Raw genomic sequence first — 25,464 nt, 5'->3', positions numbered from 1 at the left:
CATTGACAAATGGCATGAATCGAAAACAAAGTTTTTACTATCTTCGATTTAGAATAGCTTTCCCAATTTATTTTATGAATTAGGAAATCATCATTCACACAAACCTTTAACCAACAAAAATGCAAATAAAACGGATTTCTGTAATTGATTTAGGAACCAATACATTCAATTTATTGGTAGCGGAGCAAGAAGAGGGAGAGAAACCTAAAATACTGCACCGTTCAAAATATCCGACCAAAATAGGAAAAGGCGGTATTAATCAAAATATGATTACGGAAGAAGCTTTTCAACGAGCTAAAAATGCTTTTGATGAAATAGCTAAAATTTCAAAAGAACACAAAGTTGATACAAGCATAGCCTTTGCTACTTCAGCAATAAGATCAGCCGAAAATGGAATTGAATTTGTAAAAATGCTTGAGAAGAATTATGGTGTTTCAATCGAAATAATTTCTGGTGACAGAGAAGCTGAATTGATTTATTCCGGAACCAAAAATGCAATGGAATTAAATCACGAACCAGTTGCCATTCTCGATATTGGAGGCGGAAGCAATGAGATAATTATTGCTAATAACGAGAAAGTATTCTGGAAGAAAAGTTATCAACTAGGAATAACTCGTTTATTGGAACAATTCAAGCCATCTGATCCTATCAAAAAAGGAGAGACACAGGAAGTTGAAACTTATTTAAAAGAACAATTATCCGATTTATTCGAAGCAATTGAACTTCATTCTGTTAAAACTTTGATTGGTTCATCAGGATCGTTCGATACGATTAAACAAGTTCTACTTGCCGAAGGTCTTCCTTCAAATGGATTACCAGAATCACAATTTGAAATAAAACTCAAGGATTTTTTCAGATTGCATCAAAGCTTTCTCAATTCAACTTTAGAAGAGAGAAAAGAAATGCCTGGAATGGACCCAGTTCGAGTTGAATTGATGGTAATTGCAAGTATTTTTATCAACCAGCTGGTGAAAGAAGCCGGATTTAGTAAATTGTACCAATCATCCTACGCGCTTAAAGAGGGTGCTTTGTATGAGTTTTTTGAAAAAAATATTAATCCAACAGAAAGTGAATCTGTTGAAGTAAATAAATAAGCATGTCCAAGATCCTAATCATTGACGACGAACGAAGCATTCGCAATACTTTAAAAGATATTCTTAGCTACGAAAATTATGAAATCAGTCTAGCCGAAAATGGCGTAGAAGGATTGGAACTGGCTAAGAGTGATGAATTCGATGTAATTCTTTGCGATATTAAAATGCCTCAAATGGATGGTATCGAAGTTTTGGAAAAAACTCAGGAGTTAGCTCTCGATACACCCGTTATCATGATATCAGGACATGGAAATATAGACACAGCTGTTGAAGCCATTAAAAAAGGAGCTTTCGATTTTATCGAAAAACCTTTGGATTTGAATCGAATCCTGATCACTATTAAGAATGCTTTAGACAAATCGAAACTAATTACAGAAACAAAAGTTTTGAAGCGTAAGGTGAGCAAAAAATACGAGATGATTGGTGAATCAGAAGCCATTCATCAAGTAAATGAAATGATCGACAAAGTTGCTCCTACAGACGCGCGAGTTCTGATCACCGGACCAAATGGAACTGGAAAGGAATTAGTCGCTCATCGTATTCACGAACAAAGCAATCGCTGCAAAAGTCCGTTTATTGAAGTGAATTGTGCTGCAATTCCTTCAGAATTGATCGAAAGTGAATTGTTCGGACACGAAAAAGGTTCTTTTACATCAGCACACAAGCAGCGTAAAGGTAAATTTGAATTGGCTGATGGTGGAACTCTATTTCTAGATGAAATTGGAGACATGAGCTTATCAGCGCAAGCGAAAGTTCTGCGTGCTCTTCAGGAAAATAGAATTACTCGTGTTGGTGGCGATAAAGAAATAAAAGTGAATGTTCGTGTGATTGCTGCTACGAACAAAAATCTTGCTGAAGAGATTCAAAACAACAATTTTAGAGAAGATTTATATCACCGTTTAAGTGTAATTTTAATTGAAGTTCCTTCGCTAAATGAAAGAATTGATGATGTTCCTCTGTTGGCAAATCATTTTGTTGATATGATTTGTGCAGAAATGGGCTTACCTATTAAAAGAATTGATGAAGACGCATTGGAAGAACTGAAGAAAATCAACTACACTGGTAACATCAGAGAATTCAGAAATATTATTGAAAGATTAATAATATTAGGACAAGCGAGTATAAGTGTTGATGATGTAAAATCATATACCAAAGTAGCCAAATAAACATGAGAACAGAATCAGATTTTATCGGTAGCAGAGAGATTCCAAAGGATGCACTTTGGGGAATACATTCACTTCGTGCACAAGAGAATTTCCCTGATCAAACACCATTTCATAAGGAATGGTTTATGGCTGTTGGAATCGTGAAAAAGGCTTGTTACAAAACCTACCTTGGTTTTCTGCAAGGAATTGATCGAAAATTTCCGAATCAAGAATTTCCTTTCCAATTACTTGATAAAAATCTGATTGAAAATTTACAAGATGTTGCTTCTGAAATAAATGAAGGCAAACATTTCGAGAACTTTATAGTTCCTGCAATTCAGGGTGGTGCTGGTACAAGTATCAACATGAATGTGAATGAGATTATCTCAAATCGTGCATTACAAATCGCCGGCAAAGATATTGGTGATTATAGCAAAATTGATCCTTTTGAACATGCAAATGTATTCCAATCTACAAATGATGTAATTCCTACTTCGCTAAAAGTTGCAGCCATTAAATTGTTACAGGAACTGGAAGAATCAATTAACGAATTACGATTGGCAGTTGAAAAAATCGAGAGTAAGTACAGAAATGTTCTTCGACAAGGCTATACGCAGATGCAGGCAGCTGTTCCCACTTCCTACGATAAATTATTTAGCACATACAACAATGCTCTTTCGAGAGATTGGTGGAGAGTTTCCAAATGTTTCGAAAGAATTAAAGAAGTAAATCTAGGCGGTGGAGCTATTGGAACAGGACTATCTATTCCTCGATTTTTTATTATGGAAGTAGTTCCAAACCTGCAAAAACTAACTGGATTACCAATAACCCGATCAGAGAATTTATCAGACGCAACTTCAAATCAGGATGGTTTTGTCGAAGTTCATGCCATACTAAAAGCGCACGCTGTAAATCTGGAAAAAATGGTTTCTGATTTAAGATTACTAGGTTCCGATTTATTTCACAACAGAGAACTTAATCTTCCTCAAAAACAGGTTGGTAGCTCTATTATGCCAGGGAAAATTAATCCTGTAATTCCAGAATTTATAATTAGTTCGGCTCACAAAGTTTATTCAAATGATATGATGATTAGTAATTTAGCCGGACAAGGTTGTTTGGATCTAAATGCTTATCTCCCATCCATTGGTCATGCACTTTTGGATAGTATCAAACTATTAATTGCCTCGAATAAAACTTTAGCAGATAATCTGTTTAAACAGTTGATAATAAAATCAAATCCAATTGAAGATAATTTACTAAAAAATCCTTCAGTTGCCACAGCATTATCTCCTTATGTGGGCTATCACAAAGCAGCAAAATTGGCTAAGGAGATGAAAATACATCAAATTTCAATTCTTGAAGCGAACGAAAAGCTTAAAATTATAGATGTGCAATCATTGGAAAATTTAATTAAGCCAGAGGAATTGTTGAAATTAGGATTTATTATAGGCGATACGATTAACAGTGAACAGCGATAACTGAATAAAATGGGAAGAGAAAGACGTCCACATATCGGAATTTTTGGAAGAAGAAATAATGGTAAAAGTACTTTAATCAACTTTTTAGCTGGTCAGGATATTGCAATTGTTTCAGATGTTGCTGGAACAACAACAGATCCAGTTAAAAAATCGTTCGAGATTACCGGATTTGGTCCAGTGATTTTAATTGACACGGCCGGTATTGATGATACAGGGGAATTGGGAAAAAAACGAATTCTTAAAACCAATCAAGCCATTAAAACTATCGATTTGGCAATTTTGGTGATTACTCAAAATACTTTTGGTGAATTTGAATTGGATCTAATTGAAAAATTCAAAAAACAAGATGTTCCATTCATCGCTGTTCACAATAAGGAAGATATTGAACTACTTCACTCCAATACATCAGAATTACTACTTGATAAAGGAGCAAAGGAAATACTTCACTTCTCAAATACGAACGGCAATATCGAGCCAATTGTAAAGAGTATCAAACAGACAATTCCGGAATCAGCATTTACAACTCCTTCCCTGTTGGGTGATCTGATTTCCTATGGTGATATTGTTCTTTTAATTACTCCTATTGATATCGAAGCGCCTGCAGGTCGATTAATTTTACCGCAAGTTCAGGCAATTCGTGATATTTTAGATAATGATGCTGTTTGTATTGTTTTAAAAGAACGTGAAGTAGATGCTTTTCTTCGCAAAACAGGTATTAAACCAAAATTGGTTGTAACCGATAGCCAGGTGTTCTTAAAAGCAGGAGCATCGATTCCTTCGGATGTGGCTCTTACCAGTTTTAGTATTATGCTGGCACATTTTAAAGGTAATTTTAATGCTTACTTACAAGGAACTCCGAAGATATCTGACCTAAAGGATGGTGACAAAGTTCTGCTATTGGAAAGCTGTACTCATCATACTTCCTGCGACGATATTGGCAGAGTGAAAATTCCTCGATGGATTTCAAATTACACTGGTAAACAATTAGAATTTGTTGTAATAGCAGGTTTAGATGAAATACCTGATGAAATGTCTGATTATGCATTACTAATTCAATGTGGTGGTTGCATGATTACTCCCAAGCAATTGAGCAACCGACTGCAGCCGGCAATTGATGGAGGAATACCAGTAACCAATTACGGAATGGCAATTGCATATGTACAGGGAATTTACAACAGAGCTGTAGCTCCATTTGCAAAAATAGAAGATTCATCTCTTGATTATTTGTAGATCTTAGCAAATGGTATAATTAACACCTCGCTCTTTTAGGTAATCAAAGACAAATTGGAAGCACTCTTCATACTTTCCTAAATATTCAGGAGGATTGATACCTTTCCGATCAAATTTTCCTTTTAAGAGAATATTTGCCACTGCTGTACAGGTGTATCCGGTTGTTCGTGCCATCGAGGTGAATCCTTTTTCTTCGTCGAACTGATCAAATAAATCGTATACAATTCGTTGATTCAATCCATTCTTAGTGCCTTCCACCTCTACTCGCATTACGGTAAACTCTTTCTCCTCTGGTTTCAATTTCCATTTCGAGAATAGTAATTTTGAGGTTAAATCTATGGGTCTGATTATTTGTCCAGCAACCTCAATTTCCTCATGCGAAAAGTAGCCTGTATCACGCAGAACTCTCAAATATTCTATTGTCCCTGGGTATCGTAATGTCTTCTCAATCATATTAGGAACATTCATCGTTTTTATCAAACTACGCAAACCATCAGAATTCCACGCTTCCAATGTTCCTACCTTTTCAAAATTTACCAACTCAGGATCCGATAGTGCTTCTCTTACTATCACCTCTCCATTTTGAACATATCTGGCAGATCGGGTATATTCTTCAATCACATCAAGCGGTGAAAAAACTGCTCTATATTCCCAAGGCCACTCCCTCTCGAAAGGTAAACCACCCACCATGCATCTAAAATTATTCACCTTCATTTTTTCATTGTGATATCCTAGAATTAAATTACCAATACCAGGAGCAACGCCACAATCTGTGAGAATGCAACATCCGTTATTTTTTGCTAAACCATCTAATTCAAAAGGATCTTCTGGAAAAAATGAGATATCAACCATATCTTTTCCCGCCTCGATAACTTCTCGAACAGTTTTGTACCCCATAAATCCAGGAACTGCACCAATAACCAAATCAGAATCAGCAACCAGCTTTCTGACAGCTCCCACTTCCGATAAATCCCTCCTTAAAACCTTTATGCTTGAATATCGTTTCAATTCCTCCAATGCTTTTGCATCTTGATCAACAGCAGTAACAGCATATCTTTCACTTAAATCAATTGCAATTAATTTACCAACCAAACCGGTGCCTAATACAGTTATTTTCTTCATCCTATTAATTTTTTTCTTAATTAAGTCCTAAGGCTCTCTACAAATCAACTCTCTTATAAAATAATATCAAGTACATATTCAAACTGTAAAAGAAAAAGAAGAAATAAATGAATACTTCAAAAACCTCTTTATCTCCAGCCAAGAGTGATATTAGAGCATATAAGACAAATGGAAAAAGACTTGGGTGTGGAAAAAACAATTTAAATTTATCGGTTCGATATTTACGTCGTGGTATCCAGCCTAATAGACACAACAGAAAAATTAGTATTGCTGCAACTGGATAAATGAATGGGAAAAATAAATTAAACATATTATGAATATTAATCTCATTCTGATCATTGTATTTCATAAGCTCTTCTGAAGTTTCCCAACCAAAAATTCTTTGTCCCCAACTTATTTCTTCAAAAGCAACTAGCAATAAAAATATAGAAAACAGAACAAATACATAGCTTAATATTCTATTGTTAGGCTGTATCTTTCTACTTAAAAAATACGCAGCCAAAAGCATTACACTTGAAATTAAAAGAAGAAAAAAGGTTGAGTATTCAAAAATTCCATCCTCTTTTAATAATTCCTGAACAACAGGACTATGATTAAAAAAAGACAATAATGTAATGGGAATCCCTAAAAGTACAGAAGTGAAAAATAATTTTTGATAATATCTTTTTAGTACGTTAGCTTTAGAGATATCTCCTAAAAAAAACACTTTAACTCTTTCCGGGAAAAAAATACATTGTAACCTTACTCCTATCTCTGTAAACAACAAGATTATAAGTAATATCCAAAATACTAATAATACACCAGCATAAGATTGTACAATAACCTGTAGGCCTTCAGTGCCAGAACGCATGTATGAATCTGGAGATAAATTAGTTTCCACAAAGCTAAAAGTAGATTCAGCAATGATTCCTGAAAAAATCCATAACACGATAATTCCAGCCAACAAAATAAACATGATTATATTTCTTACCGACAAATAATTCATTTTAATAAACATCACATATTCTTATAATTTACAAATACTTTCTTAAAACTTAAAAAACTTTTTATAAGTACTTTACCTTACAATCCAGACTAATTATTGACATTTTTACAAGTGAGTTTCTCGAAAAAATCCAAATCTTTAATAATTTATGATTAAAAGAGATTATTATTATCTTTAGTTTTTAAAATAAAACCCAATTAACGTATCCTAAAAATGAAGAGATTAATACTTTCCATAATTGTTTCCTTAATTACAGTTTACACTACAAAAGCTCAAGACAAAGAGTTCGTTCTACAAGGAATGATTGGTGGACTACAAGATCAAACCATCTATTTGTATAAAAACAATGGTGAAAAATCAGTACTCATTGATTCAGTAAAAATTAAAAATGGTGATTTTAAATTCTCAGGAAAATGCAAACAAGCCTTTGCGGCAGAATTAAGAATTACCAAATGGAAAAAATGTAAACTTTTTCTCTCGCCTACCAATATGAACATTATTATTCACGCAAAAGATTTTAAGCATAAATTTGCGATCGGAAAATTGAAAGGCTCACCTGCCCAAGACAGATACGAAGATTTTCTAATCAAATTAAAAGAAAACAATAAGCAAAAATTAAAAATTGCTGATAATCTTGAAATTCCGGAAGTATATAATGACTCTATTAAGAAAGCCAAATTCATGGCTGAATACAAAAGATTAAATCAATTCAAAAATAAGTATTACTACAAATATGCTTCCTCACCGGTAATTCCATATCTAATTTATCAAGATTATTTTAGAGCTAAAAAAGGGATTGAATATGTTAAAGAACAATTGAAAACTCTGAAACAAGCCAACCCAAATGGTCTTTATGTGAATAATCTAGAAAAAAGAGTGAACACAATTGAAACATTAAATGGTAATGGACAATTTCCTTATTTTAAGGCAAAAACTCTAAATGGTGATCTTTATGATTTAGCAAAGCAAAAAGGCAAACCAATTCTATTGTACATCTGGAGAACATGGACTCAAGAACAAAACAAAGAATTCTATACCAATATTCAGGAAATCACAAGTACTCATCCGACACTTGAAGTCGTAAGTATTATGAGGAATTCATCCTTTAACATGGTTCAGATAAAAGGTAGCGCAATAGCTAAAAATTGGCATCCAGAATCCAAACCTGAATTGAATTGTATTGAAATAGAAAGTTTAGACCATAGTGTCGATTTTATTCGCTATTTAGATAGAAGTTTTAAGGCTTTTTTACTCGATTCTGAAGGAAACATTATCTACAAACAAAACAAGTTTGATCCTGAAATCTTAAAAACAGAGCTATCGAAACATCTTTCAAACTAGCTTAGCTTGATTTAAAATACGATTAACTATATTTATCACTTTGATAAAAAGTATTAAAAGAGATTCTACATGCCCGATAATTTACTGAAAACCAAAGCTAATTTTGGCACCATGCCAGTTTTTTTAACTGCTATTTCCACCATCCTTGGAGCAATTTTATTCCTTCGATTCGGTTGGGCTGTAGGTAATGTTGGATTTATAGGTGTTATTGGCATCATTATTCTTGGTCATTTAATTACAATCCCAACAGCAATGGCAGTTGCCGAAATTGCCACTAACCAAAAAGTACTAGGAGGTGGAGCATATTACATAATATCTCGCTCGTTTGGATTAAATATTGGTGCTGCCATTGGTATCACTTTGTACCTTTCACAAGCCATATCCGTAGCTTTTTATGTAATTGCATTTGCAGAAGCATTCGATCCAGCAATTCAATGGTTAGCTGATAATTATGGGATATTGATTTACGATAAACGAGCAATTAGTATCCCTACAATGACCATTCTTTCAGCTCTTTTTCTTTATCGAGGAGCCAATATGGGAATGAAAGCCTTATACGTTGTTGTTGCAACTTTAGGAGTTTCCTTATTTATGTTTTTTCTCGGGTCACCTGCTGATGCTCCTAAAGAAATTGTGTTGGATGCAACTATAGAAAATCCTAAAAGTTTCTTCTATGTATTTACTATTGTTTTCCCTGCATTTACAGGTTTAGCCGCTGGATTGGGATTATCAGGCGATTTAAAAAATCCAAGAAAATCGATTCCTAGAGGTACCATTTGGGCTACCATTGGTGGATTGGTAATATACATCTGGGCTGCTTATAAATTTACAGTTTCTGCAAATCCGGAAGATCTGGCAAGTGATCAGTTGATCATGAGAAAAATTGCCATTTGGGGTCCAATTATTCCAATCGGTTTGGCTGCAGCCTCTTTATCCTCTGCTTTAGGATCGATAATGGTTGCTCCAAGAACTTTACAAGCCATTGGTTTAGATGATATTTTTCCTCAAAAAGGACTAAACAAATGGTTAAAATCGGAAAGCAAAAAAAATAATGAACCTATTAATGCTTCGGCAATATCAATTGCGATTGCTTTTGTTTTTATAATTATTGGTGATGTAGACTTCGTTGCACAAATTATCTCTATGTTCTTCATGGTGACATATGGTGCAATCTGTATGATCTCATTCCTTGAGCATTTTGCTGCAGATCCTTCCTATCGACCAACATTCCGTTCGAAATGGTACTTGTCACTATTAGGAGCTCTACTTTCGTTTTGGATCATGTTCCAGATGAATATGTCTTATGCCATTTTGTCTTTATTGATAATGGGTGGAATTTATTACGGTTTTAATATCACGGCAAAAGAGCACAGAGGTCTAGCAAAACTTTTCCGAGGCGTTGTTTTCCAATTAAGTCGTCACTTACAGATTTTTGCACAAAGAGCAGAAAAAGGTGATAGAGAATTAAGTTGGAGACCTTTTGCCATTTGCATATCGCAGGATTCTTTCAAACGCAGATCAGCTTTTGATTTGTTGCGATGGATATCTTACAAATACGGTTTTGGCACCTACATTCATTTCCTTGAAGGATATTTGAATGAAGAGACCAATGCTGAATCGAAGAAGGTAATGAACAGGTTGATTAATCTAGCTTCAGGCAGTAAAAATCGTGTTTATTTGGATACAATTATTAGTCCATCGATGACTTCAGCAATAGCTCAGGTAATGCAGTTGTCAGGAATATCAGGACACGGTTACAATACAATTCTTTTTGAGTTTTCGAGAACACAACCTGAAAGATTAAACTATGTAATTGACAATTACAAGCTGTTGGAATCAACACATTTTGATGTTTGTATTCTGAATACATCATACAAAGGATTTGGCTATCAAAAAGAAATTCATGTCTGGATTGGCGCCAATGATCTTGAAAATGCAAATCTGATGATTCTCCTAGCCTACATCATTCAAGGTCACCCTGATTGGAAAAAAGGAACTATTAAGATATTTGCAATTTACCCTGAAGATCAGTTGGAAAATCAAAAAGAGAAATTATTAGCTCTAATTAAATCTGGACGTTTGCCAATTTCACCTAGTAATATTGAGTTGATAAATGCAAATTACGCCAATAAGAAGCAGGTAATCAAGCAAAACTCAATGGATGCCGATTTGAGTATCTTAGGTTTCAATCACGAAGATGTGGATGAAGAAGGTGTTAATTTATTCACTGGTTTTGAAGATATGGGAAATATTCTTTTCGTAAGTTCATACAAAGAAATTAATATCAAGTAATGGCTGATTTTATAACAGTAACCGATGATTTAGGACGTGAAATACAAATTCCATTTCCTCCGCAAAGAATAATTTCTGCGGTTCCTTCAACTACCGAATTTCTATTTGATTTGGAATTGGATGATAAAGTTATTTCACGTACCAGATTTTGTCGTTATCCTGAAAATAAAATTGAACGTTTACCGAATATTGGTGGGACTAAAAATCTACATGCCGATAAAATTAAATTACTAAATCCTGATTTGATTCTGGCAAACGAGGAAGAAAACAATAAAGCACAGATAGAAGCATTAATGGAACTCTATCCGGTTTACGTTAGTAAAGTTCGAAATTTTGAAGATGCATTAAGCAATATTCTAAAGACAGGTAAAATTACGAATAGTGAACCAAAGGCATTCGAAATCGCAAATAAGATTAGAGAAGAATTTTCGAAATTGCCAAAACGAGATCAAAAAATTAAAGTTTTATATCTGATTTGGAAAAACCCATACATGTGTGTTGCAAAAGATACTTTTATCAATTCGATGTTGGAAATGTGCGGGTTCGAGAATATTATAGAAGAATCAGATGAGCGTTACCCAATTCTGAACGAAGAACAAATTAAAGATTTAAATCCAGAGCTTGTTCTTCTTTCATCGGAGCCATTTCCTTTTTCTGATGTTAATAAAGCAGAATTTCAGAAGATTTTACCAAATGCTAAAATTGAATTAGTCGATGGTGAAATGTTCTCATGGTATGAATCGCATTTGCAGAAAGCAAGTAAATATTTTTCAAGTTTAATCAATAAAATTCAATTGTAGTCAAGCTTAGATCGTTTTACTCGTGAGCCAATCCGATAATTCTTTCTATTTTTGCTCTATACCAAAAAATACATTTTAATGGAACGCGTTGCTATTTTCCCGGGCTCTTTCGACCCATTTACTATTGGTCACGAATCTATTGTGACCCGGGCTTTGCCTTTATTCGACAAGATTATTATTGCCATAGGATACAATTCGGAAAAAAGACAATTTTTCCCAGTTGAAAAAAGAGTACAGTGGATAAAAGAAGCATTCCACAACAATCCAAAAATTGAAGTTGAAACTTTCGGAGGACTAACAGTTGAATACTGTCAGGCTAAAAAAGCTGGTTTTATTCTACGTGGATTAAGAACTGCTGCCGACTTTGAGTATGAGCGTGCAATAGCTCAAATCAATAAGAAAATGGCTTACGATTTAGAATCTATCTTTCTTTTAACCACTCCTGAACATACTATGATTACCTCAACTATCGTTAGAGATATCATTCGTCATGGTGGTGATGCTTCACAATTTTTACCAGATGTAATCGATCCGGATGCCTATAAACTAAACCCATAAGTTCATGTCACGATTAAGCAAAACAGTTTTAGTTCTAGCTATTGCAGTTGGTCTTTGGATGCTTTTAGCTCCAAAGTATTTACGCACCAGTTTAATTTATTGGTATGCAAATCTCGATGATTATACCATATTCGAAAACAAAGAGGTTTCCGTTGAAAATGGAGCTGATTGGGCTGATGCCGATAACTATAACAAGCAGGAATTAGATCAGACCGATAGAGAATATCTGGAAAATCACGAAACTGTTGCTTATCTGATTATTCAGGATGGGAAAGTACTATTTGAAGAATATTGGGATGGATATGGAACAGATTCTCATTCCAATATTTTCTCCGCTACCAAAAGTATTGTAAGCCTTTTAATAGGAATTGCTATCGACGAAGGCAAAATTAAATCTGTTGATGAACCAATAGGCAATTATCTAACAGAATTTTCGACCGACGAACGAGGTAAAATTACAATTAAAGAATTGCTGACCATGAGCTCAGGCTTAGATTGGAATGAGATCTACAGTAGTCCTACTTCGATTACCACCAAAGCCTACTATGGTAAAAATCTTCGTGAGGTTAGCACCGATCAGCAATTGATTGAAAAACCTGGCGTTCGCTTTAGATATCAGAGTGGAAACACGCAATTGTTGGCTTTTATTGTTGAAGAAGCTACAGGCGAAACCATTTCAAAGTATGCCGAAAGAAAACTTTGGAAACCAATGAACGCAGTTAAACCTGCTCTTTGGAGTGTAGATAAGAAAGATGGCGATGAGAAATCCTTTTGCTGTTTTAACACCAATGCTCGCGATGCTGCCCGATTTGGACAGTTGGTTTTAAACAAAGGACAGTGGAACGGACAACAATTGGTATCAGAAAATTACATTACTGATGCCACGCAAGCAGCAAGTTTCTTACTAAACGAAGAAAAATCGGCTGCTCTCGATTGCTACGGATATCAATATTGGGTGTTGCCTTATAAAGGAATGAATATCCCTTACATGAGAGGACATCGTGGTCAGTACATTTATGCTATTGCCGAAAAAAATGCTGTGGTAGTTCGTTTGGGAAAACAAAAAGACAAAGAGAAGCAAGGACAAATTACAATGGATATTCCAAAATATGTTGATATTGCCTTAAAGATTCTGAAATAATAAATCCATCTAATTCTACAGAATGAAAGCATTTACTTTTCTATTGATAATATTGGCTTTTTCACTTCAAACAATGGCTGAAAAAGTAATAATTTCAGGTACGACTCCTTCTTATGCTGGAACCAATCTAAAAGTAAAATTTCATTCTGAATCCTTTACCTATAATGATCAACAATTAGCAGAATTTAAAGTTGATGCTGATGGTAATTTCTCTTGCGAATTCGATTTGGATCAAACTCAGTTGGTATTTATCCCTTTAGGCATATACAAAGGATTTGTTTATCTGGAGCCAGGAAAGGAATATGAACTTAAGTTTCCTCCAAAACAAGAATTATCACCTGCTCAAAAACTAAATCCGTTTTTCGAAGCCGATGAGTTGATGTTAGGTGTTGCGAATGCGGATTCTGAAGAATTGAATCTTATGATTCGCAAGCTGGATGACAAGATGGATTCTTTTATCAATCAGAACTTTCACAAAATTTATCGAAAAAAAGAGAAATCCATTGGAAATGATTTTTCTAAAGAATTAAATAACGATTATAAATCAACTGAGAATACCTTTTTTAAAGAATATTTGAAATATCGATTGGGATTTTTAGAATTCCTTGCTTATCCGAATTCCTTCCTGAAAATTGAAGAAAAATACTTTTTAGATCAGGAACTTCAACTGAAGAATCCTGCCTATGTAAGTTTGTACAAAAAGCAATATGGTAATTTCTTGAACGGATATTTCAAGCAAAAAGAGTCAGCCAATTTATCTGCTGCATTCAAATCCGAAACTACATTCAAAGCACTTACAGCTTTAATGAAAAAGTATCCTGCCTATCAGAATTCTCAATTGAGAAACATGATAATTGCTAGCTCGATATTTGATTCTTATACCCGAAAATTTATAAGCAAAGGGAAAACACTTTCAATATTAAAAGATCTCAAGCAAAACACACAAAACTCTTACAATAAGAATTTGAGTTCAAATTATATTGCAAAAATAACTCATCTGCAAAAGAATTATCCTGCTCCCAATTTTACAATTGGAGATCACTCTTTGGCTAATTACAAGGGGAAATATCTGTATTTAAATTTTTGTAACACTCAATCTTATCCTTGTGTACAAGATTTTAAAGAAATTGAAAAACTGAAACAGCAATTTGGTCAGCACATTGAGTTCTTAAGTATTGCTTGCAATTGGAATGAAAACACTGTATTGGATTTTCTTCAAAAGAATGCTTATTCGTGGCCAATAGTTCCTATTGGAGATCAGCACCAATTAATTCACCAGTACAAGGTTAAAGCATTTCCTAGTTATGTTCTAATCGACCCAAGTGGAAATATTGCAAAAGCTCCTGCTGCTGGTCCAAAAGAAAATATCCGCATGGAGTTTATTAAAATTGCGAGAGATGCTGCAAGGAAATCGTATAACAAACAATAAAAAAACCACCAACTGTAATTATGTGGTGGTTTTAATTTCATTATCAATTAAGAAACAACTAATTTTTTAGATTTTAATTTTAACTCTACAGGAGTTATATTTCTCAAATTATCAGATACAGGGCATCTATCTTCAATAGCTTCCAACCATTTTGCTAGTTCCTCTTCGGTTGCATCACAATCAGGCTCAATTACCACCTGAATCCCTTTATAACCTGCTCTATCATCATATGATGTTCCAAACAAACGATTCGGATTCAATTCTCCTGCCATTTTAATTTTTACCGATCGTAATTCAATGTTCATTTCCTTTGCAATTACGTGAGCCATTACATTAATACAACCACAGAAAGCAGCTAAAATATATTCTACCGGATTTGCTCCTTCATTTGTTCCTCCCAAATCCGCCGGTTCATCAATTACAATTTCAAAACCTCTTGCTTTAACAATTGTTTTGGTTGGATTTTCGCTATGTGCCTTTACTCTAAATTTTAAATCTGACATTTTATTATAATTTTTGGTTGCTGAATTAATTTACCATTTAAAAATGCGGTGTCTTAATCAACTATAAAACTATTAACCGAAGTATAGATTCACTATATTTGGTGTAATTTAACAGCAAGATTGTAACAATCTATAAATCAAATCTGTTCCTAAAATGAATTTAGAATATCAAATTGAGAGGTATCAAACCGATGCTGAGCTAATTAGTGCTGATGACTGTTTTAATGCCCTCACTTCTGATCAAAAAAGAATAGTGGAAAATTCCACCACCTTACTTCATTTTGCTAAAGGCGAAACAATCATCAAACAAGGATTTGTAGCATCTCACATTCTTTATATTGAAAAAGGACTCGCCAAATTAGATGTCACCAATGATTCGAAAATATCAACAATAAAATTACTAAGTGACGGAGCCTTTATAGGAATTGTTTGCAGTTTTGCCTGCAAAAGTCTCGATTTTTCTGCTGTTGCTTTAGAAGATACTACCATCCAAATGATCAATATGGATATCTTTTTAAGTCTTATTAAAGAAAATGGTGAATTTGCACTTAAATTAATCCGTCATATGTCATCAAATACCAATAGCATGGTGCACAGAACAAGCAGATTATCTGATAAAAATGTTGAAGGTTCACTGGCTATAATTATACAGGAATTTAGTGAAATATACTCCAGCGACAGCTTTACTTTACCGGTTACACGTGTAGGTCTTGCATCTCTGGCTGGTTGTTCAAAGGAGAGTGCAATACACACACTGGCTAAATTCCATACCGATGGAATCATAGAACTGAAGGATAAAAACATTACCATACTTAAACCAGAAAGTCTGGACCTTATTATTAAAAATGGTTAATCTTAATCACGAATTAATCCAATTCTCGGTCACCTTTTCAAAAGGTAAAGCATATAATAAATACAAAGTATTTATTACGGAGCAGTTTCCAATAAAACGTATAATTCCTTTTTGAAAATATTAATATGTATGAGCAAATAAGGAAAGTTAAATAATTACTTCAAGAATCGAAGCATAAGTATTGCTTCTGAATTCTTCTAAATTATCTTGAGAAAGCCACTTTGCTTCCTGAATATCTTCTTCTGTTTGTGGCACCAATTCTTCTAAGCCTGAGTAACTCATTTCGTACCAGTAAGTTCTTTTCAATACAAACTTCCCTTTCATCCAATAGGTATGATAGGTCGAATTTACTTCCTTTACGATCTCAACTCCTGAAATACCACACTCCTCTTCCACCTCGCGTACGGCAGCTTCGCGAACTGATTCTCCTTTTTCCACCTTTCCTTTCGGCAAATCCCATTTATCCAATCGGTAAATGGCTAAAATTTGTGCGTTGGAATTGTACACCACACCTCCAGCAGCTTCAATGTATTTAAAACAGGACTTAAAGTGATTATAAAGTTCATTCAAATCATCAGCTACAATAAAAATAGCCTCCTTACTTTCATCTTCATCAAACTGTAAAATCAAACCTTCCAGAGATTCTCCCTCGGTCCAGGCATATACCATACCTTCAAAATTCGAACTTTCACTTTTATCCCCTAAAAAAATCGATCGATCTTTAAAAAATACTTTATACATTTGCGGTAGATTTTTAAAACGTGTCGGAATATACAATTGCTTGAATTTCCGCTTTTTGAATTTACGAACAATCCATAAATCCATTGAAAGAATGCAAAATACTGCTAAACAAGTCGCTGAATATTTGTTGCAAATTAAAGCAATTAAGCTTGAACCAACAAACCCATTTACCTGGGCATCTGGATGGAAATCGCCTATCTATTGCGATAACCGAAAAACCCTTTCATTTCCTGAGGTAAGAACCTACATTAAAAAAGCTTTTGCCCAAGCGGTTAAAGAAAAATATCCAAATGTAGAAGTAATTGCAGGTGTTGCAACAGGAGCAATTGCACTGGGTGCATTGGTAGCTGAAGAATTGAATTTACCAATGGTTTATATCCGCTCATCGGCGAAAGCTCATGGTATGACAAACCTAATTGAAGGTGAAATTAAAGCTGGACAAACAGTTGTTGTAATTGAGGATTTAATTTCGACAGGTGGTAGTAGTATAAAGGCAGTTGAAGCATTGCGTGAAGCAAATTGCGATGTATTGGGAATGCTAGCTATTTTCACTTATGGTTTTCAAAAAGCCGAAGACAATTTCACAAATGCAAAATGTAAGGTAGATACTTTAAGTGATTACAACGTGATGATTGATCGTGCTCAGGAAATTGGATACGTTAAACCTGAAGATGTAGATCAGTTGAAAAAATGGAGAAAAGATCCGGGAAGTTGGGGAGTATAATCTCTAATTTGCTGATAAAATAAAATTAAAAAGAGAGCATTCCACTGTGAATGCCCTCTTTTGTATTCTAATACCGATTCGTATTTGAAAAATTCACTATCTGCGAAAACTTGATATTGAAAGTCAAATATCTATCGGCATTAAACTGGAAATTATTGGAATAAAACAGTTTAAACGAACGGATAAATGTCGACAACAAAGATTATTAGTGAAGTAAAAATGATTCCACACACGGTTGGTGATGTGTATGGTTTCTTTTCTGATTTCAGAAAAATTGCCAAAGTATTTGAATTGGCTGCAAATAACCCACAAGTTCAGGAGCAAATCGAAGCTCAAACCAAGAAAAAAATGAACTTTAGCGATCATATTGAGCATTGGGAAGCAACCGAAGACAATTGTACTTTCGTGATTAAAGGTTTTGGCGAAGCAGGTTTGCAATTTGTTGAGAAGGAAGAGAACAAAACTTTAAAGCTAACTGGTTATGGTCGCAGCCCGTTCGAATTCTATATTTGGATTCAATTGATTGAAAAAGATACTTACGATACAAGAATTCGTTTGACTGTGCATGCTGAGTTGAATGCCATGATGAAAATGATGCTGAAAAAGAAACTGGAAAAAGGTATCGATCAACTGGCTGAAGGATTGACTCAAATTCCTTACAATATGCTTCAGAATATCGAATAGATATCTCAAAATATAGCTAAGCCGATGTGTTATACATCGGCTTTTTTTGTGCCTTCTAATTTTTTGTCTAGCTTTGTTTTGAATGAATCTAAATAAAAATCATAGAATTCTTGCAGGGCTTTTATCCTTGGCATTTTTGATGCCATTGATTATAAAAAGTCAGCACATGATGTTTCCCAATCATGAACATCATTGTCATTCGTGCACTCAGCATGATGCTGGTCTGCTTGATATTTGTAGGATTCAGGAATTCGATTACTTCTTTTTTACACCAGCTGATATAACCACTGTTCCCAATGTCATCAGTATTTTGCTGAAACAAGATAGTGTGGATGCTACTATCAGTTCAATTGTAAAAATTAATCTCACCTATTCATTACGTGCCCCTCCTGTTGTGTAGTTAAAATTATAGAACCAATTCTGTTTACAGAATAACTAGAATACAGGTTGATAAAGTCAAACAGATTTTATCGATTAAATCTATGTATTTCAAATTTCACACGACAAATCAATATAATTCTATTACAATTATGAATAGATATCTATTGGCAATACTTCTGTTATTGCCACAATTTGCCTTTTCTGTTGGCGAAATAAAAAACAATAAACTAAGTGGAATAATAAGCGATCAAAAAGATAACTCGCCAATTCCAGGTGTTAGCATTTTTATTCCAGAAATTCAAAAAGGTACTGTAAGTGACGAAAATGGTGCTTACCAATTGGAACATTTGCCATCGGGAAAGATGACCTTACAATTCTCCTTTATTGGATTCGAGTCCGTTATTAAAACCATTGTAATAAATAAAGAGAATTTGAAACTTGATGTAAAAATGCCTTTTACCACTGTAACAACTCAGGAAGTTGTCGTTTCGGGAGGATTTCCCTCTGCTCAGCACGAAAATTCAATTAAAATATCAGTACTTAAAGAGAAAGAACTACAACAATTATCAACACCTTCATTGGGTGAAAAATTGGCAAGTATTCCTGGTGTTGATGTTATTTCACGTAGTCCGGGTGTAAGTACTCCGGTAATTCGAGGTCTGTCTTTAAATAACATTATATTTCTGAATAATGGCGTTCGTATGGAAAACTTCCAGTTCTCAACCGATCATCCTTTTTTAACCAATGAACAAGGAGCCGATCATATTGAAGTAATTAAAGGTCCGGCATCCTTACTTTATGGATCGGATGCTATGGGAGGTGTAATTAATGTATTAAAAGAAAAACCTGCTCCTGCAAATTCCTTTAAAGCCGACATTAATTCCGAATACCATAGTGTTACCAAAGGATACTCGAATAGCATAGGAGTAAAATCTTCTGGAAAAGATTGGTTTTGGATGATTCGTGCCAATCAGCAATCGCATAAAGATTATAAAGATGCATCTGGCGATTATGTGCCAAATACCCGATTTAACACTGAAGGATTGCAGCTTGGTTTAGGCTTGATTAAAGAATATGGAAGTTTTAAAATTTACTACGACTATTTACAGCCAAAATTGGGAATGACAAATGATGAATCTCTGGAAGTCGTTTCGGAAGGAAAAAGAAAAAACCATTATTGGTACCAGGATCTTGAACAGCATTTACTTTCATTGAAAAACCGAATATTTTTAGGCAGATATAAATTGGAATTCAATGCAGCCTACCAATTCAACAATCGAAGATTAAATGGAAATCCTAACTCCAGTATTTTTCGATTGGTTGATATGGATTTAAAAACATTTACCTATGATAGTAAACTTTACTTTCCTGGTTCCGAGGGTTCAGAATTTTTGGTAGGCATTCAGGGAATGCATCAATCTAATGAAAACAAAGGAGCTCCCAACCGAATTATTCCAAATGCTAAAATTGATGATTTTTCGGTGTTTTCGCTTCTAAAAAAAGAAATTGGTGATGCCAGTTTACAATTTGGTGTTCGCTACGATCATCGTTCCATTTACGTTCCTGAACAAGAAGCTGGAGGACATTCACATGGCGAAGCCGAAGAACATGAAGAGGAAGAACATGAGGAAGGAGAACATGATGAGCACGATGAACATGAAAAAGAACTGGTTCATATCAACCGAAATTTTGACCATTTGAATGCTTCCATTGGAGCAACATATCATGTTTCAGAATCACTTTTACTTCGAACAAATTTTGCGACTGCTTACCGAGTTCCTAATCTTGCAGAACTTTCTCAACATGGTTTGCATGGGAATCGTTTCGAGGAAGGTAATACGAATCTAAATCCGCAAAAGAGTTTAGAATCTGATCTTGGTGTACATTATCACACACAAAATCATAATATCGATTTATCATTATTTTATAATAAAGTGTACGACTATATTTATCTGGCTCCAACTGATGAACCTGCGCCCGAAGGCGAAGGCAATGTTTATTCATATAGTCAGCAGGATGCTAAACTTTATGGTGGTGAAGTGGCGATTAATGTAGTTCCATTGTCATTCTTAAAGTTTCATACTGATTATGCTATGGTTATTGCCAAGCAGGACGATGGAGGTCGATTGCCTTTTATACCGCAACACAAATTGAACATGAATGTAAAAATCTTTGGCAAAGGAAATAGAACCTTTAAAGATCCATTTTTTAGTGTCAACTGGAAATACGCTTTCGAACAAGATAATCCAGCTCAATTTGAAACTTCAACATCATCCTACGATCTTTTGGGTTTGCAGGCAGGGAGCGATTTTAAAATGGGAAAATACAAAATGAATCTTCTATTGAGTGCGAGTAACCTTCTCAATAAGAAATACATTGATCACTTATCAAGTCTTAAACCATTAGGCTTTTATAATCCAGGAAGGAATTTAAGCATTAAACTGGGATTCAACTTATAAATACTAAGAGGTGGGCTACTGAATAAAGCTCACCTCTTTAAAATTATAGATTCGCTCCACCCCTTCAACATCAATTCGTAATTGTCCCAACTCACTTATACCAACAATTGTTCCCTCAAACTTTCCATTTTCATCGAAAAATTGGTGCTTTTCATACCTCCAATACAAAGAATTTAAGTAATCCTTTTCTAAAAACTTGTGGTAACCATCCTCCAGTTGGAAATACCTTTTTTCGATACAGGTAAGAAGTTTCGTCAGTTCTTCATCTAAATCATACTCCATACCTGTACAATTTATCAAGGAAATTGGATTAGGTGCATCCGATAAAAACCTTGTTTGATTCACATTTAATCCAATCCCGCAAATGGAGTGACTCAAGACAGATCCCATGATGGAGTGTTCTATTAAAATACCCGCAATCTTCTTATTCCCAACATATATATCATTGGGCCATTTTATCGAAACATTGGATGTATGTTGATTTAAATAGTCATATACTCCCAATGAAATAAGCATAGAAATATTAAACTGAAGATGAATTGGAAGAAATTCTGGTCGGAAAATTATACTAATGGTAAGGTTTTTGCCACCTTCACTTTCCCAAGTATTTGTTTGCTGTCCGCGGCCTTTTGTCTGATTTAATGCCAAAACGACAGTCCCGGCATCAGGACATTCAGATTTAATTAAATCAACAGCAAAACTATTGGTTGAATTAATTTCATTTTCACGAACAATTAGTTGGGGAGTAAAAAGTTTTCGTTGCATTTAAGAATTGGTTGGTTTTCAATAATTGGATTTACTAACTTTATATTTAGAATAAAGTATTGCACAAATTTAAAAAGAATGAACAAACAACTTCATTTTCTGTTTGCAAGTTAAATAAAGTTCTTGTTTGCAGTAGGCAAATCTTTAATTTATAAGAATTTTAAGGATTCTTGAAGCAATATTCAAAACAGAATTAATAGGAACAAAAAAAAATTATCTTTGTAATATAAAATATAAATATGACAAAAAAGCAGGAGTATAACTCAGAAGAACTTGTTGAAGCGATTATAGAGGGATTACAAGAGAATAAGGCAGTAGATATCGTAAAGATAGATTTAAGAAAAATTGACAGTTCAGTTTGTAAATACTTTATTATCTGTAACGGAACATCAACTACACACGTAACTGGTTTAGCTGATTCGGTTGAAGATTACGTAAGAGAAAAAGTCAATGAAAAAATATGGAAAAAAGAAGGATTACAAAATGCACAATGGATTCTTTTAGACTATGCTGATGTTGTAGTTCATATTTTCCAGAAAGAATATCGAGATTTTTATCGCCTTGAAAGTTTATGGGCAGATGCTTCGATCATCAAAATTGAGGATCCACAGCCAAATCAATAACCTTTAACTAAAAAGAATGACAGAGAATAATGATCAAAATAAATCTCCTTTTTCTAAAGGGAAAAATGGGAATAACATGCTTAAGCCACCAAAATTCAATGCTTATTGGATTTACGGGTTAATAGCTGTTGCTTTTATCGCTCTTACTTTGATGGATTTAGGACAAAGTCCTAAAGAAACAAGTTGGAGAAAAGTGAAAAATGAATTGATTCGCAACCAGGATGTTGATCGTATTGTTGTGGTGCGAAATACTTTGGATGTTAATGTTTATTTAAGAAAAGAAAGCTTAGATAAGTATCCTGATTTGTTTGAAAGTAGTTTAGATTCTCCTTCAAAAGCAGGACCTCACTATACATTCCGAATTGGTTCAATTGAGCAATTTGCAGAACAACTTACAAATGCACAAAAAAATATCACAGAAGCCGATCGAATTGAACCCGAATATGTAACTCAGGAAGATTACTTTGGAAATTTCATTGGTTGGATTCTTCCATTTGCATTAATCATTGGTATTTGGTTCTATGTTTTCCGCAGAATGAGCAAAGGTTCTGGCGGAGCAGGTGGTGGTGGTAATATTTTTAATGTTGGTAAATCAAAAGCAAAAGTATTTGATAAAGAATCAAACATTAACGTAAACTTTAAAGATGTTGCTGGTTTAGCCGAAGCAAAACAAGAAGTTGAAGAAATTGTTGAATTCCTAAAACATCCGCAAAGATATACCAAACTGGGAGGTAAAATTCCTAAAGGTGCACTACTTGTAGGTCCTCCGGGAACCGGTAAAACCTTATTGGCAAAAGCTGTTGCTGGTGAAGCTAATGTGCCGTTCTTTAGCATGTCAGGTTCCGATTTTGTTGAGATGTTTGTAGGTGTTGGTGCAAGTCGTGTTCGTGATTTGTTCAAGCAGGCAAAAGAAAAAGCACCTTGTATCGTATTTATCGATGAGATTGATGCAATTGGTAGAGCTCGTGGAAAGAATCCTAATATGGGATCGAATGATGAGCGTGAAAACACTTTGAATCAGCTATTGACTGAAATGGATGGTTTCGATACTAACTCTGGGGTAATTATTTTAGCAGCAACTAACCGTGCTGATATTTTGGATAGAGCTTTAATGCGTGCAGGACGTTTCGATCGTCAGATTCATGTTGAACTTCCTGATTTAAATGAAAGAAGAGAAATCTTTAATGTTCATTTAAAACCATTGAAATTAGATCCAAAAATTGATCAGGAATTCTTAGCTAAGCAAACTCCTGGATTCTCAGGTGCTGATATTGCAAATGTTTGTAACGAGGCAGCTCTTATTGCAGCACGTAAGAAAAAAGACATTATTGAGAAACAAGATTTTCTTGATGCAATTGACCGAATTATTGGTGGATTGGAAAAGAAAAACAAAATTATATCTCTTCAGGAAAAGAAAACAATTGCCTACCACGAAGCAGGTCATGCTACCATTTCATGGTTATTAGAGCATGCTCATCCATTGGTGAAAGTAACAATTGTTCCAAGAGGGAAAGCTTTAGGAGCTGCCTGGTATCTTCCTGAAGAAAGAAGCATTACCACTAAAGAACAAATGCTTGACGAAATGTGTTCAACATTAGGTGGTAGAGCTGCTGAAGAGATCACTTTTGACAAAATATCAACTGGTGCTCAAAATGATTTGGAGAAAGTTACCAAGCAAGCAATTGCAATGGTTTCTATTTTTGGAATGAGTGATAAAGTCGGTAATGTAAGTTATTACGATTCATCAGGACAATCAGATTATGGTTTTTCTAAACCTTATAGTGAGAAAACTGCTGAATTAATCGATGCAGAAGTTAAAATTCTGATTGAAAACAGTTACAAAAGAGCAAAGAAAGTTCTTAAAGACAATGAAGAAAAACATAACAAGTTAGCTGAACTGTTACTTGAACGTGAAGTGATCTTTAGTGAAGACTTGGAAGAAATCTTTGGAAAACGTGAATTTGGAACTTCTGAAATTGAGGATGCGAAGATAATCCCAAATCAAGAAGAAGAAAATTCAAAAGAAGACAACGAAAGTAAGGCGGTTTAAGCCTCCAAACTTCCGAATAATTTCAAAAACTGGATTGCCAATGCACAATTGGTGATTCAGTTTTTTTTTGATATAATTTCAAATCATAATGACAAATTGCTTAAAATTAGTCATCAATTAGTCTTCTGAATTAATCAGTCCTAAAAAGTCGTGAAAAAACACTACTTTTGGGAGCTGATATAATAACCAGGCTAACTTGTATTATTTACAGGCTAACTAATAATTCATATTCAAGTGGGGAATTTCATAAAGAGAGCATTATTTGGAGTAATTTTCGCAATTGTTTTGATAACAGGAATTGTTGTACATCCTTTTGCATTCTTTGCAATATTTATGGGCATAACTCTATTAGCAGTTTATGAGTTTTTCAATTTGATACAAAAAAACGATAGCTCACCGCAGGTAATTACTGGGATGATAGCCTCATCGATACTATTTTCGGCATGTTTTGCTTATACTTATTTCCAGAACTCTCTTTTATTTGCTTTCCTGGTTCCAGTTATTGTACTTATTCCCATAATTGAAATGTACCGCAAAAAAGAAAACCCATTTGGAAATATTGCTTATACCATGTTGGGACTTTTATATGTGGCAACTCCTTTTTCTTTATTAAACTTCCTCGTATTCCCTTTTGGCGATATGCATTTTCATTGGGAGATATTAATGGGTGTTTTTGTTCTAATATGGGCAAATGATACCGGAGCTTATCTTGTAGGAGTGAATTTTGGAAAAACCAGATTATTTGAAAGAATATCACCAAAAAAATCTTGGGAAGGAAGTATTGGAGGCGGAATAATTACTTTAGCTATTGCCTGGTTAATTTCTATTTACTCCACTGATCTAAATTTAATTCAGTGGATTCTTACAGGATTCATAGTTGTTATTTTTGGTTCTCTTGGCGATTTAGTTGAATCTCTTCTTAAGCGAAGCATCAACATTAAAGATTCTGGCACAATTATTCCTGGGCATGGTGGATTACTTGATCGTTTTGATGCAATACTACTGGTATCTCCTATGGTTTTTGTAATGTTGCAAGTAATCAAAGAATATTTTCATTAAATTTGCC

General features: G+C 34.3%; 23 protein-coding genes. 18 read left to right on the top strand and 5 right to left on the bottom strand.

What is annotated here, in order from left to right:
* The first annotated feature begins 119 nt into the window (after positions 1 to 119).
* From GCQ56_RS01955 to hydF, 4 genes are read left to right on the top strand one after another with little or no spacing between them, the layout of a single operon-like run.
* Positions 120 to 1,094, top strand: a complete 975-nt coding sequence (locus GCQ56_RS01955; RefSeq protein WP_152732713.1) for a phosphatase — start codon at positions 120 to 122, stop codon at positions 1,092 to 1,094.
* A gap of 2 nt (positions 1,095 to 1,096) precedes the next feature.
* Entirely contained in the window at positions 1,097 to 2,260 is a 1,164-nt protein-coding gene (locus GCQ56_RS01950; RefSeq protein WP_152732712.1) for a sigma-54 dependent transcriptional regulator, read from the top strand.
* Positions 2,261 to 2,262: 2 nt separating this feature from the next.
* Positions 2,263 to 3,717, top strand: coding sequence for a lyase family protein (locus tag GCQ56_RS01945; RefSeq protein ID WP_152732711.1), 1,455 nt, complete (start codon positions 2,263 to 2,265; stop codon positions 3,715 to 3,717).
* Between the two features lie 9 nt (positions 3,718 to 3,726).
* A complete protein-coding gene (gene hydF, locus GCQ56_RS01940; protein WP_152732710.1) occupies positions 3,727 to 4,947 on the top strand; it encodes a [FeFe] hydrogenase H-cluster maturation GTPase HydF in 1,221 nt (406 codons plus the stop codon).
* Between the two features lie 3 nt (positions 4,948 to 4,950).
* On the opposite strand, the gene GCQ56_RS01935 is transcribed toward hydF, so the two are convergent.
* Complete coding sequence (locus GCQ56_RS01935) at positions 4,951 to 6,069, bottom strand: saccharopine dehydrogenase family protein (RefSeq protein WP_152732709.1); 1,119 nt, start codon at positions 6,067 to 6,069, stop codon at positions 4,951 to 4,953.
* Between the two features lie 37 nt (positions 6,070 to 6,106).
* Positions 6,107 to 7,024 carry a hypothetical protein gene (locus GCQ56_RS01930; protein WP_152732708.1) on the bottom strand — a complete coding sequence of 306 codons (918 nt, stop codon included), beginning with the start codon at positions 7,022 to 7,024 and terminating at the stop codon, positions 6,107 to 6,109.
* A gap of 243 nt (positions 7,025 to 7,267) precedes the next feature.
* Here GCQ56_RS01930 and GCQ56_RS01925 point away from each other — a divergent pair, with 243 nt between their 5' ends.
* The 6 genes from GCQ56_RS01925 to GCQ56_RS01900 all read left to right on the top strand — a co-directional run bounded on the left by GCQ56_RS01925 (position 7,268) and on the right by GCQ56_RS01900 (position 14,615).
* Positions 7,268 to 8,395 carry a DUF4369 domain-containing protein gene (locus GCQ56_RS01925; RefSeq protein ID WP_152732707.1) on the top strand — a complete coding sequence of 376 codons (1,128 nt, stop codon included), beginning with the start codon at positions 7,268 to 7,270 and terminating at the stop codon, positions 8,393 to 8,395.
* Between the two features lie 69 nt (positions 8,396 to 8,464).
* Positions 8,465 to 10,687 carry an amino acid permease gene (locus GCQ56_RS01920; RefSeq protein WP_152732706.1) on the top strand — a complete coding sequence of 741 codons (2,223 nt, stop codon included), beginning with the start codon at positions 8,465 to 8,467 and terminating at the stop codon, positions 10,685 to 10,687.
* Entirely contained in the window at positions 10,687 to 11,487 is an 801-nt protein-coding gene (locus GCQ56_RS01915) for an ABC transporter substrate-binding protein (protein ID WP_152732705.1), read from the top strand. Before GCQ56_RS01920 ends, GCQ56_RS01915 begins: the two co-directional genes overlap by 1 nt.
* Before the next feature lie 78 nt (positions 11,488 to 11,565).
* The gene (gene coaD, locus GCQ56_RS01910; RefSeq protein ID WP_152732704.1) at positions 11,566 to 12,045 is read left to right on the top strand and encodes a pantetheine-phosphate adenylyltransferase; all 480 of its coding nucleotides are present in this window, start codon (positions 11,566 to 11,568) and stop codon (positions 12,043 to 12,045) included.
* 4 nt (positions 12,046 to 12,049) lie between these two features.
* Positions 12,050 to 13,186 (top strand): serine hydrolase, encoded by a 1,137-nt coding sequence (locus GCQ56_RS01905; RefSeq protein ID WP_227005966.1) that lies wholly within the window; start codon positions 12,050 to 12,052, stop codon positions 13,184 to 13,186.
* A 22-nt stretch (positions 13,187 to 13,208) separates the two neighbouring features.
* Positions 13,209 to 14,615 carry a TlpA disulfide reductase family protein gene (locus GCQ56_RS01900; RefSeq protein ID WP_152732703.1) on the top strand — a complete coding sequence of 469 codons (1,407 nt, stop codon included), beginning with the start codon at positions 13,209 to 13,211 and terminating at the stop codon, positions 14,613 to 14,615.
* Between the two features lie 47 nt (positions 14,616 to 14,662).
* Here the strand turns inward: GCQ56_RS01900 and GCQ56_RS01895 are convergent, their stop codons facing one another.
* The gene (locus tag GCQ56_RS01895; protein WP_152732702.1) at positions 14,663 to 15,118 is read right to left on the bottom strand and encodes an OsmC family protein; all 456 of its coding nucleotides are present in this window, start codon (positions 15,116 to 15,118) and stop codon (positions 14,663 to 14,665) included.
* A gap of 154 nt (positions 15,119 to 15,272) precedes the next feature.
* On the opposite strand from GCQ56_RS01895, the gene GCQ56_RS01890 reads away from it, so the two are divergent.
* Positions 15,273 to 15,971 carry a Crp/Fnr family transcriptional regulator gene (locus GCQ56_RS01890; RefSeq protein WP_152732701.1) on the top strand — a complete coding sequence of 233 codons (699 nt, stop codon included), beginning with the start codon at positions 15,273 to 15,275 and terminating at the stop codon, positions 15,969 to 15,971.
* A gap of 147 nt (positions 15,972 to 16,118) precedes the next feature.
* Here GCQ56_RS01890 and GCQ56_RS01885 read toward each other — a convergent pair whose 3' ends face one another.
* Complete coding sequence (locus tag GCQ56_RS01885) at positions 16,119 to 16,712, bottom strand: NUDIX hydrolase (protein WP_193323692.1); 594 nt, start codon at positions 16,710 to 16,712, stop codon at positions 16,119 to 16,121.
* Between the two features lie 91 nt (positions 16,713 to 16,803).
* Here GCQ56_RS01885 and pyrE point away from each other — a divergent pair, with 91 nt between their 5' ends.
* The 4 genes from pyrE (at position 16,804) to GCQ56_RS01865 (ending at position 20,960) form a co-directional block, all read left to right on the top strand.
* Entirely contained in the window at positions 16,804 to 17,436 is a 633-nt protein-coding gene (gene pyrE, locus GCQ56_RS01880) for an orotate phosphoribosyltransferase (RefSeq protein ID WP_152732699.1), read from the top strand.
* Positions 17,437 to 17,622: 186 nt separating this feature from the next.
* Positions 17,623 to 18,120 (top strand): hypothetical protein, encoded by a 498-nt coding sequence (locus GCQ56_RS01875; protein WP_152732698.1) that lies wholly within the window; start codon positions 17,623 to 17,625, stop codon positions 18,118 to 18,120.
* Positions 18,121 to 18,202: 82 nt separating this feature from the next.
* Positions 18,203 to 18,520 carry a hypothetical protein gene (locus GCQ56_RS01870; protein ID WP_152732697.1) on the top strand — a complete coding sequence of 106 codons (318 nt, stop codon included), beginning with the start codon at positions 18,203 to 18,205 and terminating at the stop codon, positions 18,518 to 18,520.
* A 130-nt stretch (positions 18,521 to 18,650) separates the two neighbouring features.
* Positions 18,651 to 20,960 (top strand): TonB-dependent receptor, encoded by a 2,310-nt coding sequence (locus tag GCQ56_RS01865; protein ID WP_193323691.1) that lies wholly within the window; start codon positions 18,651 to 18,653, stop codon positions 20,958 to 20,960.
* Positions 20,961 to 20,975: 15 nt separating this feature from the next.
* Here GCQ56_RS01865 and GCQ56_RS01860 read toward each other — a convergent pair whose 3' ends face one another.
* Complete coding sequence (locus GCQ56_RS01860; protein ID WP_152732694.1) at positions 20,976 to 21,725, bottom strand: biotin--[acetyl-CoA-carboxylase] ligase; 750 nt, start codon at positions 21,723 to 21,725, stop codon at positions 20,976 to 20,978.
* A 239-nt stretch (positions 21,726 to 21,964) separates the two neighbouring features.
* On the opposite strand from GCQ56_RS01860, the gene rsfS reads away from it, so the two are divergent.
* From rsfS to GCQ56_RS01845, 3 genes are all read left to right on the top strand, one after another.
* A complete protein-coding gene (gene rsfS, locus GCQ56_RS01855) occupies positions 21,965 to 22,348 on the top strand; it encodes a ribosome silencing factor (RefSeq protein ID WP_152732693.1) in 384 nt (127 codons plus the stop codon).
* A 16-nt stretch (positions 22,349 to 22,364) separates the two neighbouring features.
* Entirely contained in the window at positions 22,365 to 24,398 is a 2,034-nt protein-coding gene (ftsH, locus tag GCQ56_RS01850; protein ID WP_152732691.1) for an ATP-dependent zinc metalloprotease FtsH, read from the top strand.
* A gap of 234 nt (positions 24,399 to 24,632) precedes the next feature.
* Positions 24,633 to 25,457: a phosphatidate cytidylyltransferase gene (locus GCQ56_RS01845; protein WP_152732690.1), complete on the top strand. Its 825-nt coding sequence runs from the start codon at positions 24,633 to 24,635 to the stop codon at positions 25,455 to 25,457.
* The last annotated feature ends 7 nt before the right edge of the window (positions 25,458 to 25,464 follow it).

Origin of the sequence: Marinifilum sp. N1E240, assembly GCF_009295825.1 — a bacterium.
In the GTDB taxonomy this organism is placed as follows: domain Bacteria; phylum Bacteroidota; class Bacteroidia; order Bacteroidales; family Marinifilaceae; genus Marinifilum_A; species Marinifilum_A sediminis.
Note: the sequence above shows the minus strand (reverse complement) of the source record. Positions and strands in the feature narration are given on the sequence as shown.

What these genes read in the sequence shown, in the direction of transcription:
- coaD (WP_152732704.1), top strand. Translation starts at nt 11,566, where the DNA reads ATGGAACGCGTTGCTATTTTCCCGGGCTCTTTCGACCCATTTACTATT.
- hydF (WP_152732710.1), top strand. Translation starts at nt 3,727, where the DNA reads ATGGGAAGAGAAAGACGTCCACATATCGGAATTTTTGGAAGAAGAAAT.
- GCQ56_RS01895 (WP_152732702.1), bottom strand. Translation starts at nt 15,118, where the DNA reads ATGTCAGATTTAAAATTTAGAGTAAAGGCACATAGCGAAAATCCAACC.
- GCQ56_RS01885 (WP_193323692.1), bottom strand. Translation starts at nt 16,712, where the DNA reads ATGTATAAAGTATTTTTTAAAGATCGATCGATTTTTTTAGGGGATAAA.
- GCQ56_RS01935 (WP_152732709.1), bottom strand. Translation starts at nt 6,069, where the DNA reads ATGAAGAAAATAACTGTATTAGGCACCGGTTTGGTTGGTAAATTAATT.
- GCQ56_RS01865 (WP_193323691.1), top strand. Translation starts at nt 18,651, where the DNA reads ATGAATAGATATCTATTGGCAATACTTCTGTTATTGCCACAATTTGCC.
- GCQ56_RS01955 (WP_152732713.1), top strand. Translation starts at nt 120, where the DNA reads ATGCAAATAAAACGGATTTCTGTAATTGATTTAGGAACCAATACATTC.
- GCQ56_RS01915 (WP_152732705.1), top strand. Translation starts at nt 10,687, where the DNA reads ATGGCTGATTTTATAACAGTAACCGATGATTTAGGACGTGAAATACAA.
- pyrE (WP_152732699.1), top strand. Translation starts at nt 16,804, where the DNA reads ATGCAAAATACTGCTAAACAAGTCGCTGAATATTTGTTGCAAATTAAA.
- GCQ56_RS01925 (WP_152732707.1), top strand. Translation starts at nt 7,268, where the DNA reads ATGAAGAGATTAATACTTTCCATAATTGTTTCCTTAATTACAGTTTAC.
- GCQ56_RS01950 (WP_152732712.1), top strand. Translation starts at nt 1,097, where the DNA reads ATGTCCAAGATCCTAATCATTGACGACGAACGAAGCATTCGCAATACT.
- GCQ56_RS01905 (WP_227005966.1), top strand. Translation starts at nt 12,050, where the DNA reads ATGTCACGATTAAGCAAAACAGTTTTAGTTCTAGCTATTGCAGTTGGT.
- GCQ56_RS01930 (WP_152732708.1), bottom strand. Translation starts at nt 7,024, where the DNA reads ATGTTTATTTTGTTGGCTGGAATTATCGTGTTATGGATTTTTTCAGGA.
- GCQ56_RS01875 (WP_152732698.1), top strand. Translation starts at nt 17,623, where the DNA reads ATGTCGACAACAAAGATTATTAGTGAAGTAAAAATGATTCCACACACG.
- ftsH (WP_152732691.1), top strand. Translation starts at nt 22,365, where the DNA reads ATGACAGAGAATAATGATCAAAATAAATCTCCTTTTTCTAAAGGGAAA.
- GCQ56_RS01870 (WP_152732697.1), top strand. Translation starts at nt 18,203, where the DNA reads ATGAATCTAAATAAAAATCATAGAATTCTTGCAGGGCTTTTATCCTTG.
- GCQ56_RS01860 (WP_152732694.1), bottom strand. Translation starts at nt 21,725, where the DNA reads ATGCAACGAAAACTTTTTACTCCCCAACTAATTGTTCGTGAAAATGAA.
- GCQ56_RS01900 (WP_152732703.1), top strand. Translation starts at nt 13,209, where the DNA reads ATGAAAGCATTTACTTTTCTATTGATAATATTGGCTTTTTCACTTCAA.
- GCQ56_RS01890 (WP_152732701.1), top strand. Translation starts at nt 15,273, where the DNA reads ATGAATTTAGAATATCAAATTGAGAGGTATCAAACCGATGCTGAGCTA.
- rsfS (WP_152732693.1), top strand. Translation starts at nt 21,965, where the DNA reads ATGACAAAAAAGCAGGAGTATAACTCAGAAGAACTTGTTGAAGCGATT.
- GCQ56_RS01920 (WP_152732706.1), top strand. Translation starts at nt 8,465, where the DNA reads ATGCCCGATAATTTACTGAAAACCAAAGCTAATTTTGGCACCATGCCA.
- GCQ56_RS01945 (WP_152732711.1), top strand. Translation starts at nt 2,263, where the DNA reads ATGAGAACAGAATCAGATTTTATCGGTAGCAGAGAGATTCCAAAGGAT.